Annotated in this window: 20 protein-coding genes; 15 read left to right on the plus strand and 5 right to left on the minus strand. The window is 65.4% G+C overall.

What is annotated here, in order from left to right:
• The 5 genes from ccmA to C2U70_RS08370 form a co-directional block, all read left to right on the plus strand.
• Positions 1 to 503 (plus strand): heme ABC exporter ATP-binding protein CcmA (gene ccmA / locus C2U70_RS08350; RefSeq protein WP_140977526.1); only part of this gene is annotated, 503 nt, incomplete at its 5' end.
• Between the two features lie 52 nt (positions 504 to 555).
• Complete coding sequence (ccmB, locus tag C2U70_RS08355) at positions 556 to 1,224, plus strand: heme exporter protein CcmB (protein ID WP_140977527.1); 669 nt, start codon at positions 556 to 558, stop codon at positions 1,222 to 1,224.
• A gap of 76 nt (positions 1,225 to 1,300) precedes the next feature.
• The gene (locus C2U70_RS08360; RefSeq protein WP_140977528.1) at positions 1,301 to 2,032 is read left to right on the plus strand and encodes a heme ABC transporter permease; all 732 of its coding nucleotides are present in this window, start codon (positions 1,301 to 1,303) and stop codon (positions 2,030 to 2,032) included.
• 2 nt (positions 2,033 to 2,034) lie between these two features.
• The gene (gene ccmD / locus C2U70_RS08365) at positions 2,035 to 2,214 is read left to right on the plus strand and encodes a heme exporter protein CcmD (RefSeq protein ID WP_140977529.1); all 180 of its coding nucleotides are present in this window, start codon (positions 2,035 to 2,037) and stop codon (positions 2,212 to 2,214) included.
• On the plus strand, positions 2,211 to 2,798 hold the full coding sequence (locus tag C2U70_RS08370) for a DsbE family thiol:disulfide interchange protein (RefSeq protein WP_140977530.1): 588 nt from the start codon (positions 2,211 to 2,213) through the stop codon (positions 2,796 to 2,798). The genes ccmD and C2U70_RS08370 overlap by 4 nt, the downstream gene beginning before the upstream one ends.
• A gap of 57 nt (positions 2,799 to 2,855) precedes the next feature.
• On the opposite strand, the gene C2U70_RS08375 is transcribed toward C2U70_RS08370, so the two are convergent.
• Both C2U70_RS08375 and ftsY read right to left on the minus strand, forming a co-directional pair.
• Positions 2,856 to 3,458, minus strand: coding sequence for a septation protein A (locus C2U70_RS08375; RefSeq protein WP_140977531.1), 603 nt, complete (start codon positions 3,456 to 3,458; stop codon positions 2,856 to 2,858).
• Between the two features lie 13 nt (positions 3,459 to 3,471).
• On the minus strand, positions 3,472 to 4,419 hold the full coding sequence (ftsY, locus tag C2U70_RS08380) for a signal recognition particle-docking protein FtsY (protein WP_140977532.1): 948 nt from the start codon (positions 4,417 to 4,419) through the stop codon (positions 3,472 to 3,474).
• Positions 4,420 to 4,463: 44 nt separating this feature from the next.
• Here ftsY and C2U70_RS08385 point away from each other — a divergent pair, with 44 nt between their 5' ends.
• Positions 4,464 to 5,165 (plus strand): RluA family pseudouridine synthase, encoded by a 702-nt coding sequence (locus tag C2U70_RS08385; protein ID WP_186294138.1) that lies wholly within the window; start codon positions 4,464 to 4,466, stop codon positions 5,163 to 5,165.
• 117 nt (positions 5,166 to 5,282) lie between these two features.
• Entirely contained in the window at positions 5,283 to 6,392 is a 1,110-nt protein-coding gene (locus C2U70_RS08390; protein WP_140977533.1) for a DUF2336 domain-containing protein, read from the plus strand.
• Positions 6,393 to 6,591: 199 nt separating this feature from the next.
• Here C2U70_RS08390 and mtaB read toward each other — a convergent pair whose 3' ends face one another.
• Together mtaB and dapF are read right to left on the minus strand one after the other, a co-directional pair.
• Positions 6,592 to 7,845, minus strand: a complete 1,254-nt coding sequence (gene mtaB, locus C2U70_RS08395) for a tRNA (N(6)-L-threonylcarbamoyladenosine(37)-C(2))-methylthiotransferase MtaB (RefSeq protein ID WP_140977534.1) — start codon at positions 7,843 to 7,845, stop codon at positions 6,592 to 6,594.
• A complete protein-coding gene (gene dapF / locus C2U70_RS08400) occupies positions 7,845 to 8,720 on the minus strand; it encodes a diaminopimelate epimerase (protein ID WP_140977535.1) in 876 nt (291 codons plus the stop codon). The genes mtaB and dapF overlap by 1 nt, the downstream gene beginning before the upstream one ends.
• 225 nt (positions 8,721 to 8,945) lie before the next feature.
• Here dapF and C2U70_RS08405 point away from each other — a divergent pair, with 225 nt between their 5' ends.
• Both C2U70_RS08405 and C2U70_RS08410 read left to right on the plus strand, forming a co-directional pair.
• Complete coding sequence (locus C2U70_RS08405) at positions 8,946 to 9,788, plus strand: GyrI-like domain-containing protein (protein WP_140977536.1); 843 nt, start codon at positions 8,946 to 8,948, stop codon at positions 9,786 to 9,788.
• 5 nt (positions 9,789 to 9,793) lie between these two features.
• A complete protein-coding gene (locus tag C2U70_RS08410) occupies positions 9,794 to 10,510 on the plus strand; it encodes an SIMPL domain-containing protein (RefSeq protein WP_186294140.1) in 717 nt (238 codons plus the stop codon).
• A 158-nt stretch (positions 10,511 to 10,668) separates the two neighbouring features.
• Here the strand turns inward: C2U70_RS08410 and C2U70_RS08415 are convergent, their stop codons facing one another.
• Complete coding sequence (locus C2U70_RS08415) at positions 10,669 to 11,733, minus strand: MBL fold metallo-hydrolase (RefSeq protein WP_186294139.1); 1,065 nt, start codon at positions 11,731 to 11,733, stop codon at positions 10,669 to 10,671.
• Between the two features lie 316 nt (positions 11,734 to 12,049).
• Between C2U70_RS08415 and ffh the strand changes: the two genes are divergently transcribed.
• From ffh to leuC, 6 genes are all read left to right on the plus strand, one after another.
• Positions 12,050 to 13,600 (plus strand): signal recognition particle protein, encoded by a 1,551-nt coding sequence (ffh, locus tag C2U70_RS08420; protein ID WP_140977538.1) that lies wholly within the window; start codon positions 12,050 to 12,052, stop codon positions 13,598 to 13,600.
• An 85-nt stretch (positions 13,601 to 13,685) separates the two neighbouring features.
• Positions 13,686 to 14,018, plus strand: coding sequence for a 30S ribosomal protein S16 (gene rpsP, locus C2U70_RS08425; RefSeq protein WP_025032875.1), 333 nt, complete (start codon positions 13,686 to 13,688; stop codon positions 14,016 to 14,018).
• 9 nt (positions 14,019 to 14,027) lie between these two features.
• Positions 14,028 to 14,606 (plus strand): ribosome maturation factor RimM, encoded by a 579-nt coding sequence (gene rimM / locus C2U70_RS08430; RefSeq protein WP_140977539.1) that lies wholly within the window; start codon positions 14,028 to 14,030, stop codon positions 14,604 to 14,606.
• A gap of 125 nt (positions 14,607 to 14,731) precedes the next feature.
• Positions 14,732 to 15,487, plus strand: a complete 756-nt coding sequence (gene trmD, locus C2U70_RS08435) for a tRNA (guanosine(37)-N1)-methyltransferase TrmD (protein WP_140977540.1) — start codon at positions 14,732 to 14,734, stop codon at positions 15,485 to 15,487.
• Between the two features lie 109 nt (positions 15,488 to 15,596).
• Positions 15,597 to 15,977 carry a 50S ribosomal protein L19 gene (gene rplS / locus C2U70_RS08440; protein WP_140977541.1) on the plus strand — a complete coding sequence of 127 codons (381 nt, stop codon included), beginning with the start codon at positions 15,597 to 15,599 and terminating at the stop codon, positions 15,975 to 15,977.
• A gap of 328 nt (positions 15,978 to 16,305) precedes the next feature.
• Positions 16,306 to 17,616, plus strand: a 1,311-nt coding sequence (leuC, locus tag C2U70_RS08445) for a 3-isopropylmalate dehydratase large subunit (protein WP_140977542.1), incomplete at its 3' end; no start/stop codon positions are given.

Raw genomic sequence — 17,616 nt, forward strand, 5'->3', positions numbered from 1 at the left:
TCGGCCGCAACGGCTCCGGCAAGACCTCGCTGCTGCGGCTGATCGCGGGGCTGCTGGTGCCGGCCGGCGGCACGATTGCGCTTGATGGTGGCGATGCCGAGCTGACGATTCCCGAGCAGTGCCACTATCTCGGCCACCGCGACGCGCTGAAGCCGGCGCTCAGCGTGGCCGAAAACCTGTCGTTCTGGGCCGATTTCCTCGGCGGGGAGCGCGGTGACGCCGGTAAGAGCCTCGCAACCGTCGGCCTCGACCATGCCACCCATCTGCCGGCCGCGTTTCTCTCCGCCGGCCAGCGCCGCCGGCTGTCGCTGGCCCGCCTGCTCACGATCCGCCGCCCAATCTGGCTGCTGGACGAGCCGACCACGGCGCTGGATACGGCCGGCCAGGACATGTTTTGCGGCCTGATGCGGGAGCATTTGGGGCGCGGCGGGCTGATCGTGGCAGCAACCCATGCGCCGCTCGGGATCGACGCGCGGGAGCTGCGGATCGGAGGCGCGGCATGAGGACCAGCTACCCTCAGCTTTTCAACGGCCCGCAGCGGGCGCGAGGCCCGGCATGACCGCCCTCGCCGCACTGATTCGCCGGGACATCAAGATCGCGCTCCGGGTCGGCGGCGGGGCGCTGATCGGGGTGCTGTTCTTCCTGACGGTCGTGGTCCTGATGCCGTTTGCGGTGGGACCGGACCTGGCGCTGCTGTCCCGGCTGGGACCGGCGATCCTCTGGCTCGGGGCGCTGCTCGCGAGCCTGCTCACGCTCGACCGTCTGTTCATGGCCGACCATGACGACGGCTCGCTCGACCTCATCACGATGAGCCGGACGCCGCTGGAACTGTCCTGCGCGGCGAAGGCGCTGGCGCACTGGATCGCGAGCGGTCTGCCGCTGATTGTCGCAACCCCCGTGCTCGGGCTGCTGCTCAACCTGGACGCGGTCGCAACCGGCGCCGTGGCGCTGACGCTGCTGGCGGGCACGCCGGCGCTGACCTTCACCGGCATGATCGGCGCGGCGCTGGCGGTGACGTTGCATCGGGGCGGGCTGCTGATGGCGGTGCTGGTGCTGCCGCTGTCGATTCCCGTGCTGATTTTCGGAGTTGCGGCCTCGCAGGCCGTGATCGTCGGTCCCATGACCTTCGGGGCGCCATTCTCGATCCTTTGCGCGCTGTCGCTGGTCAGTCTCGTGGTCGGACCGTTCGCGGCTGCCGCGAGCCTCCGTCATGGGTTGGACTGACCTTGACCCCGATCAACTTTCGACAACTTCTTTTGTGCTGATTGCCTCCCGTGACCCCCGCGATTATCAGGATGCCATGACGCTGATCGACCTCGCCAATCCCACGCGGTTCCTCGCGCTGACAGCGCGGCTGCTGCCGTGGCTTGCGGCTGCGACCGTCATCCTGCTCGCGGTCGGGCTCTACCAGACCTCGCTCGCGCCCGACGATTATCAGCAGGGCGCGACGGTGAAGATCATGTTCATCCATGTGCCGAATGCCTGGCTGTCGATGTTCGTCTGGGGCGTGATGAGCATCGCCTCGCTCGGCACGCTGGTATGGCGGCATCCGCTCGCTGACGTCGCGGCGAAGGCCGCAGCCCCGATCGGGGCGGCCTTCACCTTCCTCGCGCTGCTCACGGGATCGCTGTGGGGCCGGCCGATGTGGGGCACCTATTGGGAATGGGATGCGCGGCTCACCTCCGTGCTGATCCTGTTTTTGATGTATCTCGGCCTGATGGCGCTGTGGCGTGCGGTCGACGATCCCTCGCGTGCGGCGCGCGCGGCTGCCGTGCTGACGCTGGTCGGCGCGATCAATCTGCCGATCATCAAGTTCTCGGTGGACTGGTGGAACACGCTGCATCAGCCGGCCTCCGTGATGCGCATGGGCGGCTCGACGCTCGACAAGTCGTTCTTGATTCCGCTTCTCGTGATGGCTGTCGCATTCACGCTGCTGTTCCTCACGCTGCATCTGGCGGCGATGCGCAACGAGATTTTGCGCCGCCGCGTCCGCTCCCTGCAGATGATGCAGGCAAGTCAACGGGCGGCGTAATCATGTCACTTGGTCCCTACGCCTCCTTCATCGTCACGTCGTATCTCGCCGTCGCGCTCGTGGTGATCATCCTGATCGTCTGGGTCATCATCGACTATCGCAGCCAGACGCAGCGCCTGCGCGCGCTGGAAGAAAGCGGCATCACCAGGCGCTCCGGCCGCAGTGCGACGGATATGAGATGAGCGAACCGTCGACCACAACGGCATCGCCGCCGCGCCGCACCTTTCTGGTGGCGTTGCCGCTGATCGCATTCCTTGGGCTTGCCGCGCTGTTCTGGTTTCGCCTCGGCAGCGGCGATCCCTCCAAAATTCCGTCAGCGCTGATCGGTCGGCCTGCGCCGCAAACTGTGCTGCCACAGCTCGAAGGCCTTCAGGCCGATGGCGCGCAGGTTCCCGGGCTCGATCCCGCAGGATTCAAGGGCAAGGTGAGCCTCGTCAATGTCTGGGCGTCGTGGTGCGTACCCTGTCACGACGAAGCGCCGCTGCTCACCGAGCTTGCGAAGGACAAACGCTTCCAGCTCGTCGGCATCAACTATAAGGACGCCGCCGACAATGCGCGTCGCTTCCTCGGGCGCTACGGCAATCCCTTCGGCAGCGTCGGCGTCGACCCCAACGGCCGCGCCTCGATCGAATGGGGGGTCTATGGCGTGCCGGAGACGTTTGTCGTCGGGCGCGAGGGCACCATCGTCTACAAGCTTGTCGGCCCGATCACGCCCAGCAATCTTCAGACGGTGTTGATGCCGGAGCTGGAGAAGGCGTTGAAATGACGACAGTCATTCCGGGGCGATGCGATAGCATCGAACCCGGAATGACTGTGGAAAGACCTACCCCTTCCTCACATCCCCCGCTTCCGCTTCGCTCGTCTCCAGCGACACGGGCGCGAGATGATAGCGCTTGGTCAGCGGCATCTGCGCAATCGCAAAGATCATCGTCAGCGGCGTCACGCCAAAGACCTTGAAGTTGACCCAAAAGTCCGTGGTCTGGGTACGCCAGATGATCTCGTTCAAAATCGCCATGGCGAAGAAGAACAGCGCCCAGCGCAGCGTCAGGATGCGCCAGCCCTGCGAGGTCAGGTTGAAGACCTGGTCGAACATGACGGCAATGAAGGAGCGGCCGAACAGCAGCCCGCCGCCGAGGATCGCCGCGAACAGGCCGTAGATGATGGTCGGCTTGACCTTGATGAAGGTCTCGTCGTGCAGCACCAACGTCAAGGTGCCGAAGACAAGCACGATCACGCCCGTCACGATCGCCATGATCGGGATGTGCCGCGTCACCACATAGGACGCGACCATCGCAATGACGATCGCGACCATGAAGGCGCCGGTCGCGGCGAACAGGTTGAACTTCGCATTCACGAAGAAGAACACGAGCAGAGGGCCGAGCTCGGTCGCGAGCTTGAACAGCGGATGCGGCTGGGTCTTGTCCATCAGCTCTCGGTCCCTAGCTTTCGATTCCGGCAATGGCGCGGGCGAAGTCGCGCGCGGTGAACGGCGCGAGATCGTCGACACCTTCGCCGACGCCGATGAAATGCACCGGCAGTTTGAACTTTTCGGCGAGCGCCACCAGAATGCCGCCGCGCGCGGTGCCGTCGAGTTTTGTCATCACGAGGCCGGTAACGCCTGCGGTGCGATGAAAAGCCTCGACCTGCGACAGCGCATTCTGGCCGACGGTCGCGTCAAGCACCAGCAGCACGGCATGCGGCGCAGTGTCGTCCACCTTGCGGATCACGCGCACGACCTTTTCGAGCTCGTTCATCAGCTCGGCCTTGTTCTGGAGGCGGCCGGCGGTGTCGATCAGGAGCACGTCGGTCTTCTGCTCGGTCGCCGCCGTCAGCGCATTGAAGGCGAGGCTTGCGGAATCAGAGCCCTGCGCGGCCGCGATCACCGGTGTCTTGGTCCGCTCGCCCCACACCTTGAGCTGCTCAATGGCCGCTGCGCGAAACGTGTCGCCAGCGGCGAGCATGACCTTGCAGCCTTCGGACGCGAATTTCTGCGAGAGTTTTCCGATCGTCGTGGTCTTGCCGGAGCCGTTGACGCCGACCACGAGGATGACGAAGGGCTTCTTGCCCGCATCGATCACCAGCGGCTTGGCAACCGGCGACAGCACCTTCTCGACTTCGGTCGCGACGACGTCCTTCACCTCGTCGGCCGAGATCGCCTTGTCGTAGCGGCCGGTGCCGACGGCGTCCGCGATGCGGACTGCCACTTCGGTGCCGAGATCGGCGCGCAGCAGGACGTCCTCGATGTCGTCGAGCATGGCGCGGTCGAGCTTGCGCTTGGTGACGAGGTCGGCGACCGCCGTGCCGAGCGACGATGACGTGCGCTTCAGCCCGTTGGAGAGGCGGCGCCACCAGCTCAGTTTGGTTGTGTCGGAGGTGGTATCGTTCATGGGGGCGTGTTAGCCGTTCCCGCCCGTAAACGAAAGTCTTGCAATTGCTCGATGTTCCCGAATTGACCGCTGACGAGATCCTGGCGCGCGTGCTCCATCGCGACGGATTGATGCTGGTCATCGACAAGCCGGCCGGGCTGCCCGTGCATCGCGGCCCCAAGGGCGGCGCCAATCTGGAGGCGTCGTTCGACGCGCTGCGCTTCGGCCTGCCGCGGCCGCCGGTTCTGGCCCACCGGCTGGACAAGGACACATCCGGCTGCCTCGTGCTCGGCCGCCATCGCAAGGCGACCGCCTCGCTCGGCCTGCTGTTCAAGCACGGCAAGATCGGCAAGACCTACTGGACCGTGGTCGAGGGCGGACCTGCCGAGAACGAAGGCACCATCGACCTGCCGCTGGGACGGCTCAATGCCGAGCGCGGCTGGTGGCAGAAGCCCGATCCTGAGGGGCAGAAGGCGATCACCAACTGGAAGGTCATGGGCCGGGGCGAGGGCCTGACCTGGCTCGCGATGGAACCGGTGACCGGCCGTACCCATCAATTGCGGGTGCATTCGGCCGCCCAGGGCTGGCCGATCCTTGGCGACAATATCTATGGCAACGGCCCACGCTTCGGCGAGCCGCGGCTACATCTGCATTCCCGCGAGATCGTGGTGCCGATTTCCCGGAACAAGGAGCCGATCCGCGTGGTGGCGCCTGCGCCGCCGCACATGCAGGAACGGCTCAAAGCCTGCGGCTGGAACGGCGAGTAGCGGCGCACCGCTCCCGCGCTGCGCGCCATATGCTTAACGGTCCGTTCAGCGGTTATCTCTAAAGATATCCATTGCTTAGAAAAGCATCCGGATCCCGCTCAGGACGAGCAACGCGCCATGTCACAGGCCCAGCAATCGATCATCGACGAGGTCGACGCGGCCATTCGTCTCGGTTCGCCCGAGAAGCGCCTGGAAACCGCGCAGCGCGTCACCGACCTCTTTTTGTCATCGGCCGGCAGCTTCAACGACGAGCAGATCGCGCTGTTCGACGACGTGCTCGAGCGTCTCATCAAGACCATCGAGCTGCGCGCCATCGCCGACATGGGCGCGCGGGTCGCACTCGCCGAGATCAGCACCCAACTTGCGCCGATCGCGCAGGCGCCGCCCACCGTCATCCGCCGCCTTGCGCATCATGACGAGATCAGGATCGCCGGCCCCGTTCTGCAGGAATCGCCGCGCCTCGGCGAGGACGAGCTGATCGAGATCGCCACGACCAAGAGCGAGCAGCATCTGCTCGCGATCGCCGGTCGCTGGTGGTTGAAGGAAGTGGTGACGGAGGCTCTCCTGGCGCGCCGCTACCCAAGCGTCAGCCGCAAGATCGCCGCCAATCCCGGCGCACGATTCTCGCTCAAGGGGTTCGCAACCATCGTCGGCCAAGCCGAGAGCGATCCCGAATTGACGGTCCAGGTCGGCGTGCGCATCGACCTGCCCCCGGACTTTCGCCGGCAGTTGCTGCGCTCGGCGACCGACAGCGTCCGCCAGCGCCTGCTGTTGCGCGCGCCGCCGCATCTGTTCGAGGAAATCCAGAACGCGATTGCGTCAGTTGCCGCAGGCACCGACCGCGAGATGTCCGGCATCCGCGACTTCGTCGGCGCCAAGCGCGCCGTCGACAAGCTCAAGGAAGCCGGCCAGCTCTCCGAGATGACGCTGCGCGGATTTGCCGTGAACCGGCGCTATGAAGAAGCCGTGGCGGCGTTGGCGGCGCTGGCAGGCACCACGGTCGAAGTCATTCGCCCGCTGATGCAGAGCCTGCGCGACGACGGCCTGCTGGTGCCCTGCCGTGCGGCGCAGTTGAGCTGGGAAACCACCAGCGCCGTGCTGGAATGCCGCTACGCCACCGGCTCGATGAAGCCTGCCGACCTCGCAAAGGCGCAAAACCATTTTGCCAGGATGACGCCCGAGAATGCGAAGCGCACGCTGCGGTTCTGGCAGGTGCGGGCGTCTTAGGAAACTGTCGTCCCGGCACCCAAGGTCGAAAACAACCCCATGCACAGTAGAAAATCGGCGGGATGGACGACTGCGGATTTTACGAAATAGTCCTTGACCCGTCGGGCAAATCAGGTGTATATTGTTATCATCGCAAGGTTTGGGTCCGCCGTGACGACGTGATGAGTCCAGTTTGCGATCAACTGCAGCGGCCGGGCTGCTACACCGTAAGCCGCGCGCCGTCACTCCCGACGATCCTCAGCGGCACCACACTGCTCACGCACTCACCCGCGATCGCCACCGGCAGATAATGCTCCGTGCGCCCTTGGCTGTCGCTTTCGATCAGCACGTTGCGCATCGCGCCCACTTCAGCCCGCAGCCGCTTCTGCAACGCCGCTTCGCCCGCGGCACGCAGTCGCTTCGCGCGCTCCTTGATCACGGCGCCCGCGACTTGCGGCATCCGCGCGGCCGGCGTGCCCGGGCGCGGCGAGTAGGGGAAAACGTGGAGGAAGGTGAGGCCGCATTCCCCAACGAGATCGAGCGAACGCGCAAACATCTCCTCCGTCTCGGTCGGAAAGCCGGCGATGATATCGGCACCGAGCACGATGTCCGGCCGCAGCCGCCGCACCTGCGCGCAGAAATCGATCGCGTCATCGCGCAAATGCCGCCGTTTCATGCGCTTCAAGATCATGTCGTCGCCCGACTGCAGCGACAGATGCAGATGCGGCATCAGCCGCGCATCGTCGGCGATGGCGTCGAGCAGATCGGCATCGGCCTCAATGGAATCGATCGAGGAGATGCGCAGGCGCTTCAATTCCGGCACATGCCGCAGGATCTGCTTGGTCAGCGCACCGAGCTTCGGCGCGCCCGGAAGATCGGCGCCGTAGCTGGTGAGATCGACGCCGGTCAGCACGATCTCGGCATGGCCGCGCTCGACGAGCGCGCGCACCTGCTCCACGACCGCACCCATCGGCACGGAGCGCGAATTGCCGCGGCCGTAGGGAATGATGCAGAAGGTGCAGCGATGGTCGCAGCCGTTCTGCACCTGCACGAAGACGCGCGGCAGGCCGCTCGCAAAACCGTCGAGGAGATGCGGCGCCATTTCCTTCACGGCCATGATGTCGCTGACCGCGATCTTCTCGCCTGCGTCGACATCAAAGGCATCGCGGGCCTCGCGCCACGCTGACGCGCGCATCTTGTCGTCATTGCCGACGACGCGATCGACCTCTTCCATGTCGGCGAACATGCGACTTTGCGTCTGCGCCGCGCAGCCGGTGACGACGATGCGCGAATTCGGCCGCTCGCGCTTCAATTTGCGGATCGACTGCCGCGCCTGCGCCACCGCCTCGTTGGTGACGGCGCAACTATTGATCACGATGGTATCGGAAAGACCCGCGCCTTCCGCCTCGCGGCGGATCACCTCGGCCTCGAAAGCGTTGAGGCGGCAACCGAAGGTGACGATGTCGACGGCCATCAGGCCACCGGCGCGAACAGCGCCGGATCGAAATTGCCCTCGTACTCGAACGTCGCCGTACCCGTCATCAGCACGTGATCGTCGCGCTCCCGCCATTCGATGCCGAGCTTGCCGCCCGGCAGCGTGATCTCGACATTGCGGTTGGCGCGCTTCAGCCGCGCGGCCGCCACGGCCGTGGCGCAGGCCGCCGAGCCGCAGGCGCGGGTCAGGCCGGCGCCGCGCTCCCAGGTGCGGATCGTGATGTGATCGCGATCGACGATATGGGCGAGCGTGATGTTGGCGCGGTCCGGGAAGACCGGATGATTTTCCAGGAGCGGTCCGATGCGCCCGAGATCATAGGCATTGACGTCGTCGACCCAGAAGATCGCGTGCGGGTTGCCCATGTTCACGGCCGAAGGCGAATGCAGGATCGGATTGTCGATCGGCCCGATCTGCAATTCGATGTAGCGGGTGTCGCGAAACTCTTCCGCCAGCGGAATGTCCTGCCAGCCGAACTTCGGCGCGCCCATGTCGACCGTATAGAGGTCGGGCGCCGGACCCTGCCAGCAATTGAGCAGGCCGGCCGCGGTCTCGAAAGTCGCGGTGGTCTGGCCGGTCTTCTCGAAGATGCGCCGCACCACGCAGCGCATGCCGTTGCCGCAGGCGCCGGCCTCCGAGCCGTCATTGTTGTAGATGCGGATGAAGGCCTCGGTGCCGTCGAGCCGCGGCTTCTGCAGCACCATGAGCTGGTCATAGGGCACGCCCCCTTGGGGGGATGCGACAGCGCGGGCGTCGTCCGACGTGACCGGGTTCTTGGAATCGCGCATGTCGACGACCACGATCTCGTTGCCGATACCGTTCATCTTGGCAAATGCGTGATTGGCCAGCGCGCTCATGAAATATCCTGAATTTCGCCTGTCTTATATGGCGATCATTGGCGGCTTGACCAGTGATTTGGCGCACCCGCCTATGACGCACCTGTCATGGGACGAATTCGGCGGACGCGTGTTAGAACGGCGGCGTTTCGCGCGCACCGGGACGCGCCCTGGATGGGTTTGCACTTTGACTTTGGGACTTTGACTTTGGACTTCTGCTTTGGGACCGGCCTTGGAGACATGAGAATGAACCGCCCCTTCATCTTCCGCCTCGCTTTGGCCGCGCTGATCCCGGCAGCGGCCGTTTCGCTGAGCAATTTTAGCGCTTTGGCGCAGTCAGCCAGTCCAAATCCGAGTTCAAACCCGGCGCCTGCGGCCTCGGCGAGCCCTTCGCCGGCGCCATCGGCGTCTCCGGCTCCGGCGGCGAGTGCATCCCCCGCCGCTTCGCCCTCGCCTGCCGCCAGCGCAGCGCCCGCGACCACCCCGGCTCCGGCAGCAAGTAGCGCTCCCGCGGCAAGCCCAAGTCCGGCAACAAGCCCGACCCCGGCGGCCAGCGCCTCTCCCTCGCCCAGCCCGGCCACGCCGCCCGCGGCCAGCCCGGCGCCGTCAGACGTTCCCGTCAAGACCGCCGATCCCTTTGGCGAGGAGTTCTCGCTGGAGCCGAAGAAGGTCGTGATGGTGAAGGGCACCGCGAACTGGGACTCGGCCTTCGACACCCTGATCGACGCCTTCAAGGCGCTGAACGGCCTGCTCACCAAGCAGGGCATCAAGGCGGCCGGCAACATGATGATCGTCTACACCTCGACCGACGACACCGGCTTCACCTTCCTCGCCGAGATTCCGGTCGAGCAGGACCCGAAGAATCTCGCCAAGGACATGAGCGTCGGCAAATCGCCTGAAGGCAAGGCGCTGAAGTTCGTCCACCGCGGCTCCTACGACAACATGGACAACACCTATGAGGCGATCACCAATCACCTCGACGACAAGAAGCTCGAGGCCAAGGACACGTTCATCGAGGAGTACCTCACCGATCCCCTGAAGACGGCCGAGGACAAGCTCGTGATCAACGTCTACGTGCCACTGAAGTGAAAATGATGAAGAGCCCCGTCACCCTCGCCGCCATCTTCGCCGTCGCACTCGCGGCAACGCCCGTATTTGCCGATGATTTTCCATCCGCGATTTCGGTCAGCGGCGAAGCCACCATCTCCGCCGCGCCCGATCTCGCCCATATCGATGCCGGCGTTGCCAATGACGCCAAGACCGCGAAGGAGGCATCCGACGCCAACAATGCGGCGATGGGCAAGGTGCTGCTGGCGCTGAAAGGCGCAGGCATCGACGAGAAGGACTACCAGACCTCGCGGCTGTCGCTGCAGCCAATGTATGCCACCTCGTCCAAGGTCTCGGAGTCGCAGCGCGGCATCGTCAGTTTTCGCGCCAGCAATCGCGTCACGGTGAGGATCCGCGACGTGACCAAGGTCGCCAGCGTGATCGACACGCTGGTCACTGCGGGTGCCAACGATGTCGGCAACATCTCCTTCGAAGTGACGCAGGCCTCAAAACTGCTCGACGGTGCGCGCGAACAGGCGCTTGCGGACGCGCGACGCAAGGCGGAGATTTATGCAAAGGCCGCCGGCGTCACGCTGGGTGCGCCGCTCGCGATCACGGAAGGCGGCGGAGCGGTGCCGATGTTCAAGGCCCGGATGGCGCCCGCGCCTATGGCTGCTGCCGCGCCTGTGCCGATCTCTCCCGGCGAAGAAACGCTGTCGGTGAGCGTGAGTGTGAGCTGGGCGATCAAGGCCAAAGAGCAATAGGTCTCGTGTCCCGGACGCGCAGCGGCACGCAGTGACGCTGCGCCGAGCCGGGACCCAGAAAGCAACACGGCACAATGCGGCGACATGGGCCCCGGCTCAGCAGCGCACCACTGCGTGCTGCGCCGCGTCCGGGGCACGAGCGGTGTGCGTGGATGGAGCTAAATCTCCACCACCTGCCCCGGCTTCAGCGCAACGAACCGCTCCGGCGGAACGTCGGCCGCTTTCAGCGCCTCCGCCAACGCCTGCACCGGTGCGTCAATCGCTTCATCCGTGAGCTGGAACGTGCCATGATGATGTGCGAGCGCGTCCTGCGCGCCGCAGTCCGCCAGCGCCTTCACGGCGTCTTCCGGATTCATGTGCTGGTCGCGCATGAACCAGCGCGGCTCATAGGCGCCGATCGGCAGGATCGCGAGCCGCAGCGGGCCGTGCGTCTCGGCGACACGGCGAAAATGCTTGCCTTCGCCGTAGCCGGAATCGCAGACGATGTAGAGCTTGCCCGCCGGCGTCTCCAGCACAAAACTCGCCCACAGCGCCTTGTTGCGATCGAACAGGCCGCGCGCCGACCAGTGCCGCGTCGCCACCAGCGTGACGGCAAGGCCGTTGCCGAGCTCGATGCGGTCATGCCAGTCGAACGCCTCGGCTTTGATCGCAGAATCCGACTCGCGCATGGTGATGTCGTTGCCGAGCGGCGTGATCACGCGCGGCGCGTGGGTCGCGGCGAGCTTCGACAGCGTCGCGATATCGAGATGATCGTAATGGCCGTGCGACACCAGCACGATGTCGATGTCGGGCAGCTTGTCGAAGGCGATGCCGGGATCGTTGCGCCGCCTGGGACCGGCAAAGCCGACCGGCGAGACCCGCTCCGACCAGACGGGATCGACGAGGATGTTGAGACCTGCGGCCTGGATCAGCCAGCTCGCGTGGCCGACATAGGCGAGGCGCACCTTGTCGCCCTCGACGCGCGGCGGCGGCGTATCGGCATGCGGGCTCGGCGCCCAGTCCGGCCAGGCCGCACGCTTGCGGCCGCTGCCGAACTGCCAGCGCAGGACCTCAGCCAGCGATTTCGGTGGCGCGCCGTCGGGATCGAAGAATTGCAGCCCGTCAAAATGGTCCGAGACGGGTCCGTCGTAGGTTTTCATGTAGGTCATCCAGAGGGACGGCGCACCGATGGCCCCGGCGAGGCCGGCAAATGATCCAAAGAAGCGGCGGCGGGTGATCGGCACGGCCGGGATTTCAGGGTGTGAGCGGACGGTATGACATCACCGCCTATATGGGCGGCGCCGGCCGAATTGGAACATGGGACAAGAACCGGAATATTTTCAGGCACTTGCCTTAACGGTCGGGCCTGCCGCACCTAACTTTCCTTGACTTTCGGGCCCCGGCGGCGTTTAAGGCGCGGACTTTCTCGGAAAGGCTTTCTTTTCGACCCGCCGACTGGCCCCGAGGCCAGAGGCCAACGCCCGACAGCGCTGTGCGCCCTCGGGCGCAAAGGTGTTTGGAAGATCGCGTTTCGCGCAGGGCTGACAAAGGACGACTTCATTGTTCGACAATCTGTCGGAAAAGCTTGGTGGCATCCTCGATCGTCTGACGGGGCGCGGTGCGCTGACCGAAAAGGACGTCGACGCCGCGATGCGCGAAGTGCGCCGCGCGCTGCTGGAAGCCGACGTCGCGTTGGAAGTGGTGCGCAGCTTCACCGACCGCGTCCGCGAGCAGGCGATCGGCGCCACCGTCGTCAAGTCGGTGACCCCCGGCCAGATGGTCGTCAAGATCGTCCATGACGAGCTCGTCAACACGCTCGGCTCGGACGGACAGACCATCGACGTCAACGCCGTGCCGCCGGTGCCGATCATGATGGTCGGTCTGCAGGGCTCCGGTAAGACCACCACCACCGCAAAGCTCGCCCGCCGCCTGGTCCAGCGCGACAAGCGCAAGGTGCTGATGGCCTCGCTCGACGTCTACCGTCCGGCGGCGATGGAGCAGTTGGCCGTGCTCGGCCGCGACCTCGACATTCCGACGCTCCCGATCGTTGCGGGACAGCAGCCGCCGCAGATTGCGAAGCGCGCGCTGGAAGCCGCCAAGCTCGGCGGCTACGACATCGTGCTGCTCGACACCGCCGGCCGCACCACGCTCGACGAAGAGATGATGGCGGAAGCCGCCGCGATCAAATCCGCCGCCAATCCGCATGAAGTGCTGCTGGTCGCGGACTCGCTCACCGGCCAGGATGCCGTCAACCTCGCCCGCGCCTTCGATCAGCGCGTGGGCCTCACCGGCATCGTGCTGACGCGTGTGGACGGTGACGGCCGCGGCGGCGCCGCGCTGTCGATGCGCGCTGTCACGGGCAAGCCGATCAAGCTGATCGGTACCGGCGAAAAGACCGACGCGCTGGAAGACTTCCACCCCTCACGTATTGCGGGGCGCATCCTCGGCATGGGCGACGTGGTGTCGCTGGTCGAGAAGGCCGCCGCCAATATCGATGCGGAGAAGGCCGCGCGTGTCGCCGAGCGCATGCGCAAGGGGCAGTTCGACCTCAACGACATGCGCGAGCAATTGCAGCAGATGGCGAGCATGGGCGGCATCGGCGGCCTGATGGGCATGATGCCCGGCATTGCCAAGATGAAGAACCAGATCGCGGCCGCCGGGATCGACGACAAGATCCTGAAGCGCCAGGTCGCGATCATCGATTCCATGACGCGCGACGAGCGGCGTCATCCCGATCTGCTCAAGGCCAGCCGCAAGAAGCGCATCGCCGCAGGTTCCGGCCAGAGCGTCGAGCACGTCAACAAGCTCCTGAAGATGCACCGGAACATGGCCGACGTGATGAAGGCCATGGGCTCGGGCAAGCGGGGCCCGCTCGCCGGCATCGCGCAGGCCATGGGCTTTGGCGGCGGCATGAAGATGCCTTCGCCCGAAGAGATGAAGGCGATGCAGGAGAAGATGCAAGGCGCGGGCGGCGGACAGGGCCTGCCCAGCCTGCCGAAGGATCTGCCGCCCGGTCTTCGCTCGGGCCTGCCGAATTTGCCGGGGCTTACGGGCCTCAGCGGCAAGCCGACCCTTCCGGGGCTCGGCGGTTTTCCCGGCAAGAAGAAATGAGGAATTCGTTGCACGGGATCGCATCGGTCTCGCGCGACGCGGAATACCAATCAACCGAACAAAACGTACTTTGAAGGAGAACTAAATGTCCGTCGTTATCCGCCTCGCCCGCGCAGGCACCAAGAAGCGTCCCGTTTATCACGTCGTCGTCGCCGACTCGCGCTTCCCCCGCGATGGCCGCTTCATCGAGCGTCTCGGCCATTTCAACCCGCTGCTGCCGAAGGACAACGAGACCCGCCTGAAGCTCGACATGGACAAGGTGAAGGCCTGGCTCGCCAAGGGCGCGCAGCCGTCCGACCGCGTGGCGCGTTTCCTCGACGCCGCCGGCGTCAAGAAGCGCGAAGCGCGCAACAACCCCGAGAAGGCCGTGCCGCGCAAGGAGCGCAAGGCGCAGGCCGAAGCCGCAGCCAAGGCTTAAGGCCAGCGCATGCCGGCGCTGGTCTGCGTCGCGCGGATCGGCGCCGCGCATGGTGTGCGCGGCGCGGTCAAACTGTGGACTTTTACGGAAGATCCCTTTGCCGTGCGTCGCTACGGTCCGCTGCTGTCCAAGGACGGCAGGCGCCAGTTCGAAATCGCTGAGGTGCGCGAGGCCAAGGATCATCTGGTCGCAACGTTCAAGGGTGTTGCGACCCGCGATGAGGCCGAGCGCCTCAACGGCATCGAGCTCTATGTCGCGCGCGAAAAGCTGCCTGCGACCGAAGCCGACGAATATTACCACACTGATCTGATTGGACTTGCCGCCGTCACCCCGGAAGGCGAGCCGCTCGGCCGTGTGCTCGCGATCCATAATTTCGGCGCCGGCGACATCATCGAGATCGCGCCGCCCAAGGGCACGTCGATGCTGTTGCCCTTCACCAATGCTGTGGTGCCGGAGGTCGACATTGCGGGCGGGCGCGTCGTGATCGCGCTGCCGCAGGAGATCGACGGCGAGGATCGGGATGACGATCCCTCCCCGGGTCGTCCCGGCCTAGTGCGCAAAGAGCGCACGGGGGGCCGGGACCCATAACCACAGGCCGTGGTTTTGGCTAAGCTGATTGCACCATCCATCGCAAAACGGGCTGCGGTGGTTATGGATCCCGGATCGGCGCGCTGCTCCGCGTGCTTGTCCGGGATGACGAGAGCTGAGAAACGATGACGAGTTCCTCACCCTGGCGCGCGACCGTGCTGACGCTGTTTCCGGAGATGTTTCCGGGGCCGCTCGGCGTGAGCCTGGCCGGCCGGGCGCTCGCGTCCGGGCTCTGGGAGCTTGAGGCGCGGGACATAAGGGCCTCCGCCACCGACCGCCACCGCAGCGTCGACGACACGCCGGCCGGGGGCGGGCCGGGCATGGTGCTACGGGCCGACGTGCTGGCCGCCGCAATTGACGCCGCCGAAATAGGCCCGGATCGGCCAAAATTGCTGATGAGCCCGCGGGGTCGGCCATTGACCCAGGCCCGCGTCGTGGAACTCGCGCAAGGACCCGGCCCCCTGATTGTCTGCGGCCGGTTCGAGGGCGTGGATCAGCGGGTGATCGACGGGCGGGGCCTCGAGGAGGTCTCAATCGGCGATTACGTGCTGTCCGGGGGTGAAATCGCAGCCCTCGCCCTGATCGACGCCTGCGTCCGGCTGTTGCCGGGGGTCATGGGCAAGGAGGCCTCCGGGACCGAGGAAAGCTTCTCGGACGGGCTCTTGGAGTACCCGCAATACACCCGTCCGCAGCTCTTTGAGGGGGTGGCGATCCCGGAGATCCTGACCTCCGGCGACCATGCCAAGGTCGCGGCCTGGCGGCGGGCTGAATCCGAGGCCCTGACGGCCGCCCGGCGGCCGGATTTGTGGGCGCAAATCCCGCGTCCTGTCCCAAAACGGCCCGCCCGCCAAAAAGAGCCAAAAAGCACGACAGACGGGTGACAAACGCTCCGGCTTGCCTTATACGAGCGCCAAATCCGCAATGGCTGGATAGACGAATTTCACGCAGCCCCCGTTTCGCAAGGCTGGGCGCGCCGATGGAGATTTACCCATGAACCTGATCAAGCAGCTCGAACAAGAGCAATTCGACAAGCTGTCCGCCGGCAAGGACATCCCGGATTTCGCGCCGGGCGACACCCTGATCGTCAACGTGAAGGTCGTCGAAGGCGACCGCACCCGCGTGCAGGCCTATGAGGGCGTCTGCATCGGCCGTTCCGGCGGTGGCCTCAACGAGAGCTTCACCGTGCGCAAGATCTCCTACGGCGAGGGCGTGGAACGCGTGTTCCCGGTGATGTCGCCGATGATCGACTCGATCAAGGTGGTGCGTCGCGGCAAGGTGCGTCGCGCCAAGCTCTATTATCTCCGCAACCTCCGCGGCAAGTCGGCGCGTATCGTCGAGAAGCAGGACCGCGCGGCCGCCGCCAACGAGTAAGCGCAGCTTACAGTCGGTTTCCGAAAAGCGCGGGTCGCGAAAGCCCCGCGCTTTTTTGTTGCGTGGCAGCTACGCGTCAAAGCCCTCGCGCTTCCAATTCTCCCTGCTATATATTCGTAGAATGGTTCCAGATCAGACCAGTATTGAGCCGATCAAGCGCATCGTCATCGACGATCGCTCGCGGCTGCCTGGCCGGTTCTTCGGACGCTTTGCGACCTCGGCAACGTCAGAGCTTAGTTCCGCAGCCTGAGGGCTGCGCTGACGATCTTTTTGCCGCGCGCGCTATCCGCGCTTCCTAAGCTATCAAACATTGCTGGAGCTGACGCACATGTCCAAGCCGACCACGCTGTACGACAAGATCTGGAACGACCATCTGGTGCACGAAGCCGAAGACGGCACCTGCCTGCTCTATATCGACCGCCACCTGGTGCACGAAGTGACCTCGCCGCAGGCGTTCGAAGGCCTGCGCGCCACCGGCCGCAAGGTCCGCGCGCCCGAGAAGACGCTCGCCGTCGTCGACCACAACGTGCCGACCACCGATCGCACCAAGCCGAACCCGGATCCGGAGAGCATCGAGCAGATCAAGGCGCTCGCCGACAACGCCAAGGAATTCGGCATCGAATATTACGACGAGTTCGACAGGCGCCAGGGCGTCGTCCACGTCATCGGCCCCGAGCAGGGTTTTACGCTGCCCGGTACCACGATCGTCTGCGGTGACAGCCACACCTCGACGCATGGCGCGTTCGGCGCGCTCGCGCACGGCATCGGCACGTCGGAGGTCGAGCACGTGCTGGCGACGCAGACGCTGATCCAGAAGAAGGCGAAGAACATGCGCGTCACCGTCGACGGCAAATTGCCTGATGGCGTGACGGGCAAGGATATCATCCTGGCCATCATCGGCGAGATCGGCACCGCCGGCGGCACCGGCTACGTGCTGGAATATGCGGGCGATGCGATCAGCGCGCTCAGCATGGAAGGCCGCATGACGGTCTGCAACATGTCGATCGAAGGCGGCGCGCGCGCCGGCCTCGTTGCGCCCGACCAGAAGGCGTTCGATTTCCTGCGTGGCCGCCCGAAGGCTCCGAAGGGCGCGGATTGGGATGCCGCCATGCGGTACTGGGAGAAGCTGCGCTCCGACGAGGGCGCGCAGTTCGACAACGAGCTGCGCCTCGACGCCGCCAAGCTGCCGCCGATCGTGACCTGGGGCACCAGCCCTGAGGACGTCGTCTCGGTGACCGGCTTCGTGCCCGATCCGGACAAGATTGCGGACGAAGCCAAGCGCCTCTCCAAGCATCGCGCCTTGAAGTACATGGGCCTGACGGCGGGCACGAAGATCACCGACATCAAGGTCGACCGCATCTTCATCGGCTCCTGCACCAACGGTCGCATCGAGGATTTGCGCGCGGCGGCGAAGATTGCCGAAGGCAAGGCCGTGTCAGCGCATGTCAACGCCATGGTCGTGCCGGGCTCCGGCCTCGTGAAGGAGCAGGCGGAGGCCGAGGGCCTCGACAAGATCTTCATCAAGGCCGGCTTCGAATGGCGTGAGCCGGGCTGCTCGATGTGCCTCGCGATGAACCCCGACAAGCTGAAGCCCGAAGAGCGCTGCGCCTCGACCTCGAACCGCAACTTCGAGGGCCGC

The organism is Bradyrhizobium guangdongense (assembly GCF_006483445.1).
Lineage (GTDB): Bacteria > Pseudomonadota > Alphaproteobacteria > Rhizobiales > Xanthobacteraceae > Bradyrhizobium > Bradyrhizobium guangdongense_A.

Bases quoted from the DNA above. Each gene is read 5' to 3' on its own strand.
- ccmB (WP_140977527.1), top strand. From the start codon at position 556: ATGACCGCCCTCGCCGCACTGATTCGCCGGGACATCAAGATCGCGCTC.
- C2U70_RS08360 (WP_140977528.1), top strand. From the start codon at position 1,301: ATGACGCTGATCGACCTCGCCAATCCCACGCGGTTCCTCGCGCTGACA.
- ccmD (WP_140977529.1), top strand. From the start codon at position 2,035: ATGTCACTTGGTCCCTACGCCTCCTTCATCGTCACGTCGTATCTCGCC.
- C2U70_RS08370 (WP_140977530.1), top strand. From the start codon at position 2,211: ATGAGCGAACCGTCGACCACAACGGCATCGCCGCCGCGCCGCACCTTT.
- C2U70_RS08375 (WP_140977531.1), bottom strand. From the start codon at position 3,458: ATGGACAAGACCCAGCCGCATCCGCTGTTCAAGCTCGCGACCGAGCTC.
- ftsY (WP_140977532.1), bottom strand. From the start codon at position 4,419: ATGAACGATACCACCTCCGACACAACCAAACTGAGCTGGTGGCGCCGC.
- C2U70_RS08390 (WP_140977533.1), top strand. From the start codon at position 5,283: ATGTCACAGGCCCAGCAATCGATCATCGACGAGGTCGACGCGGCCATT.
- mtaB (WP_140977534.1), bottom strand. From the start codon at position 7,845: ATGGCCGTCGACATCGTCACCTTCGGTTGCCGCCTCAACGCTTTCGAG.
- dapF (WP_140977535.1), bottom strand. From the start codon at position 8,720: ATGAGCGCGCTGGCCAATCACGCATTTGCCAAGATGAACGGTATCGGC.
- C2U70_RS08405 (WP_140977536.1), top strand. From the start codon at position 8,946: ATGAACCGCCCCTTCATCTTCCGCCTCGCTTTGGCCGCGCTGATCCCG.
- C2U70_RS08410 (WP_186294140.1), top strand. From the start codon at position 9,794: ATGAAGAGCCCCGTCACCCTCGCCGCCATCTTCGCCGTCGCACTCGCG.
- rpsP (WP_025032875.1), top strand. From the start codon at position 13,686: ATGTCCGTCGTTATCCGCCTCGCCCGCGCAGGCACCAAGAAGCGTCCC.
- rimM (WP_140977539.1), top strand. From the start codon at position 14,028: ATGCCGGCGCTGGTCTGCGTCGCGCGGATCGGCGCCGCGCATGGTGTG.
- trmD (WP_140977540.1), top strand. From the start codon at position 14,732: ATGACGAGTTCCTCACCCTGGCGCGCGACCGTGCTGACGCTGTTTCCG.
- rplS (WP_140977541.1), top strand. From the start codon at position 15,597: ATGAACCTGATCAAGCAGCTCGAACAAGAGCAATTCGACAAGCTGTCC.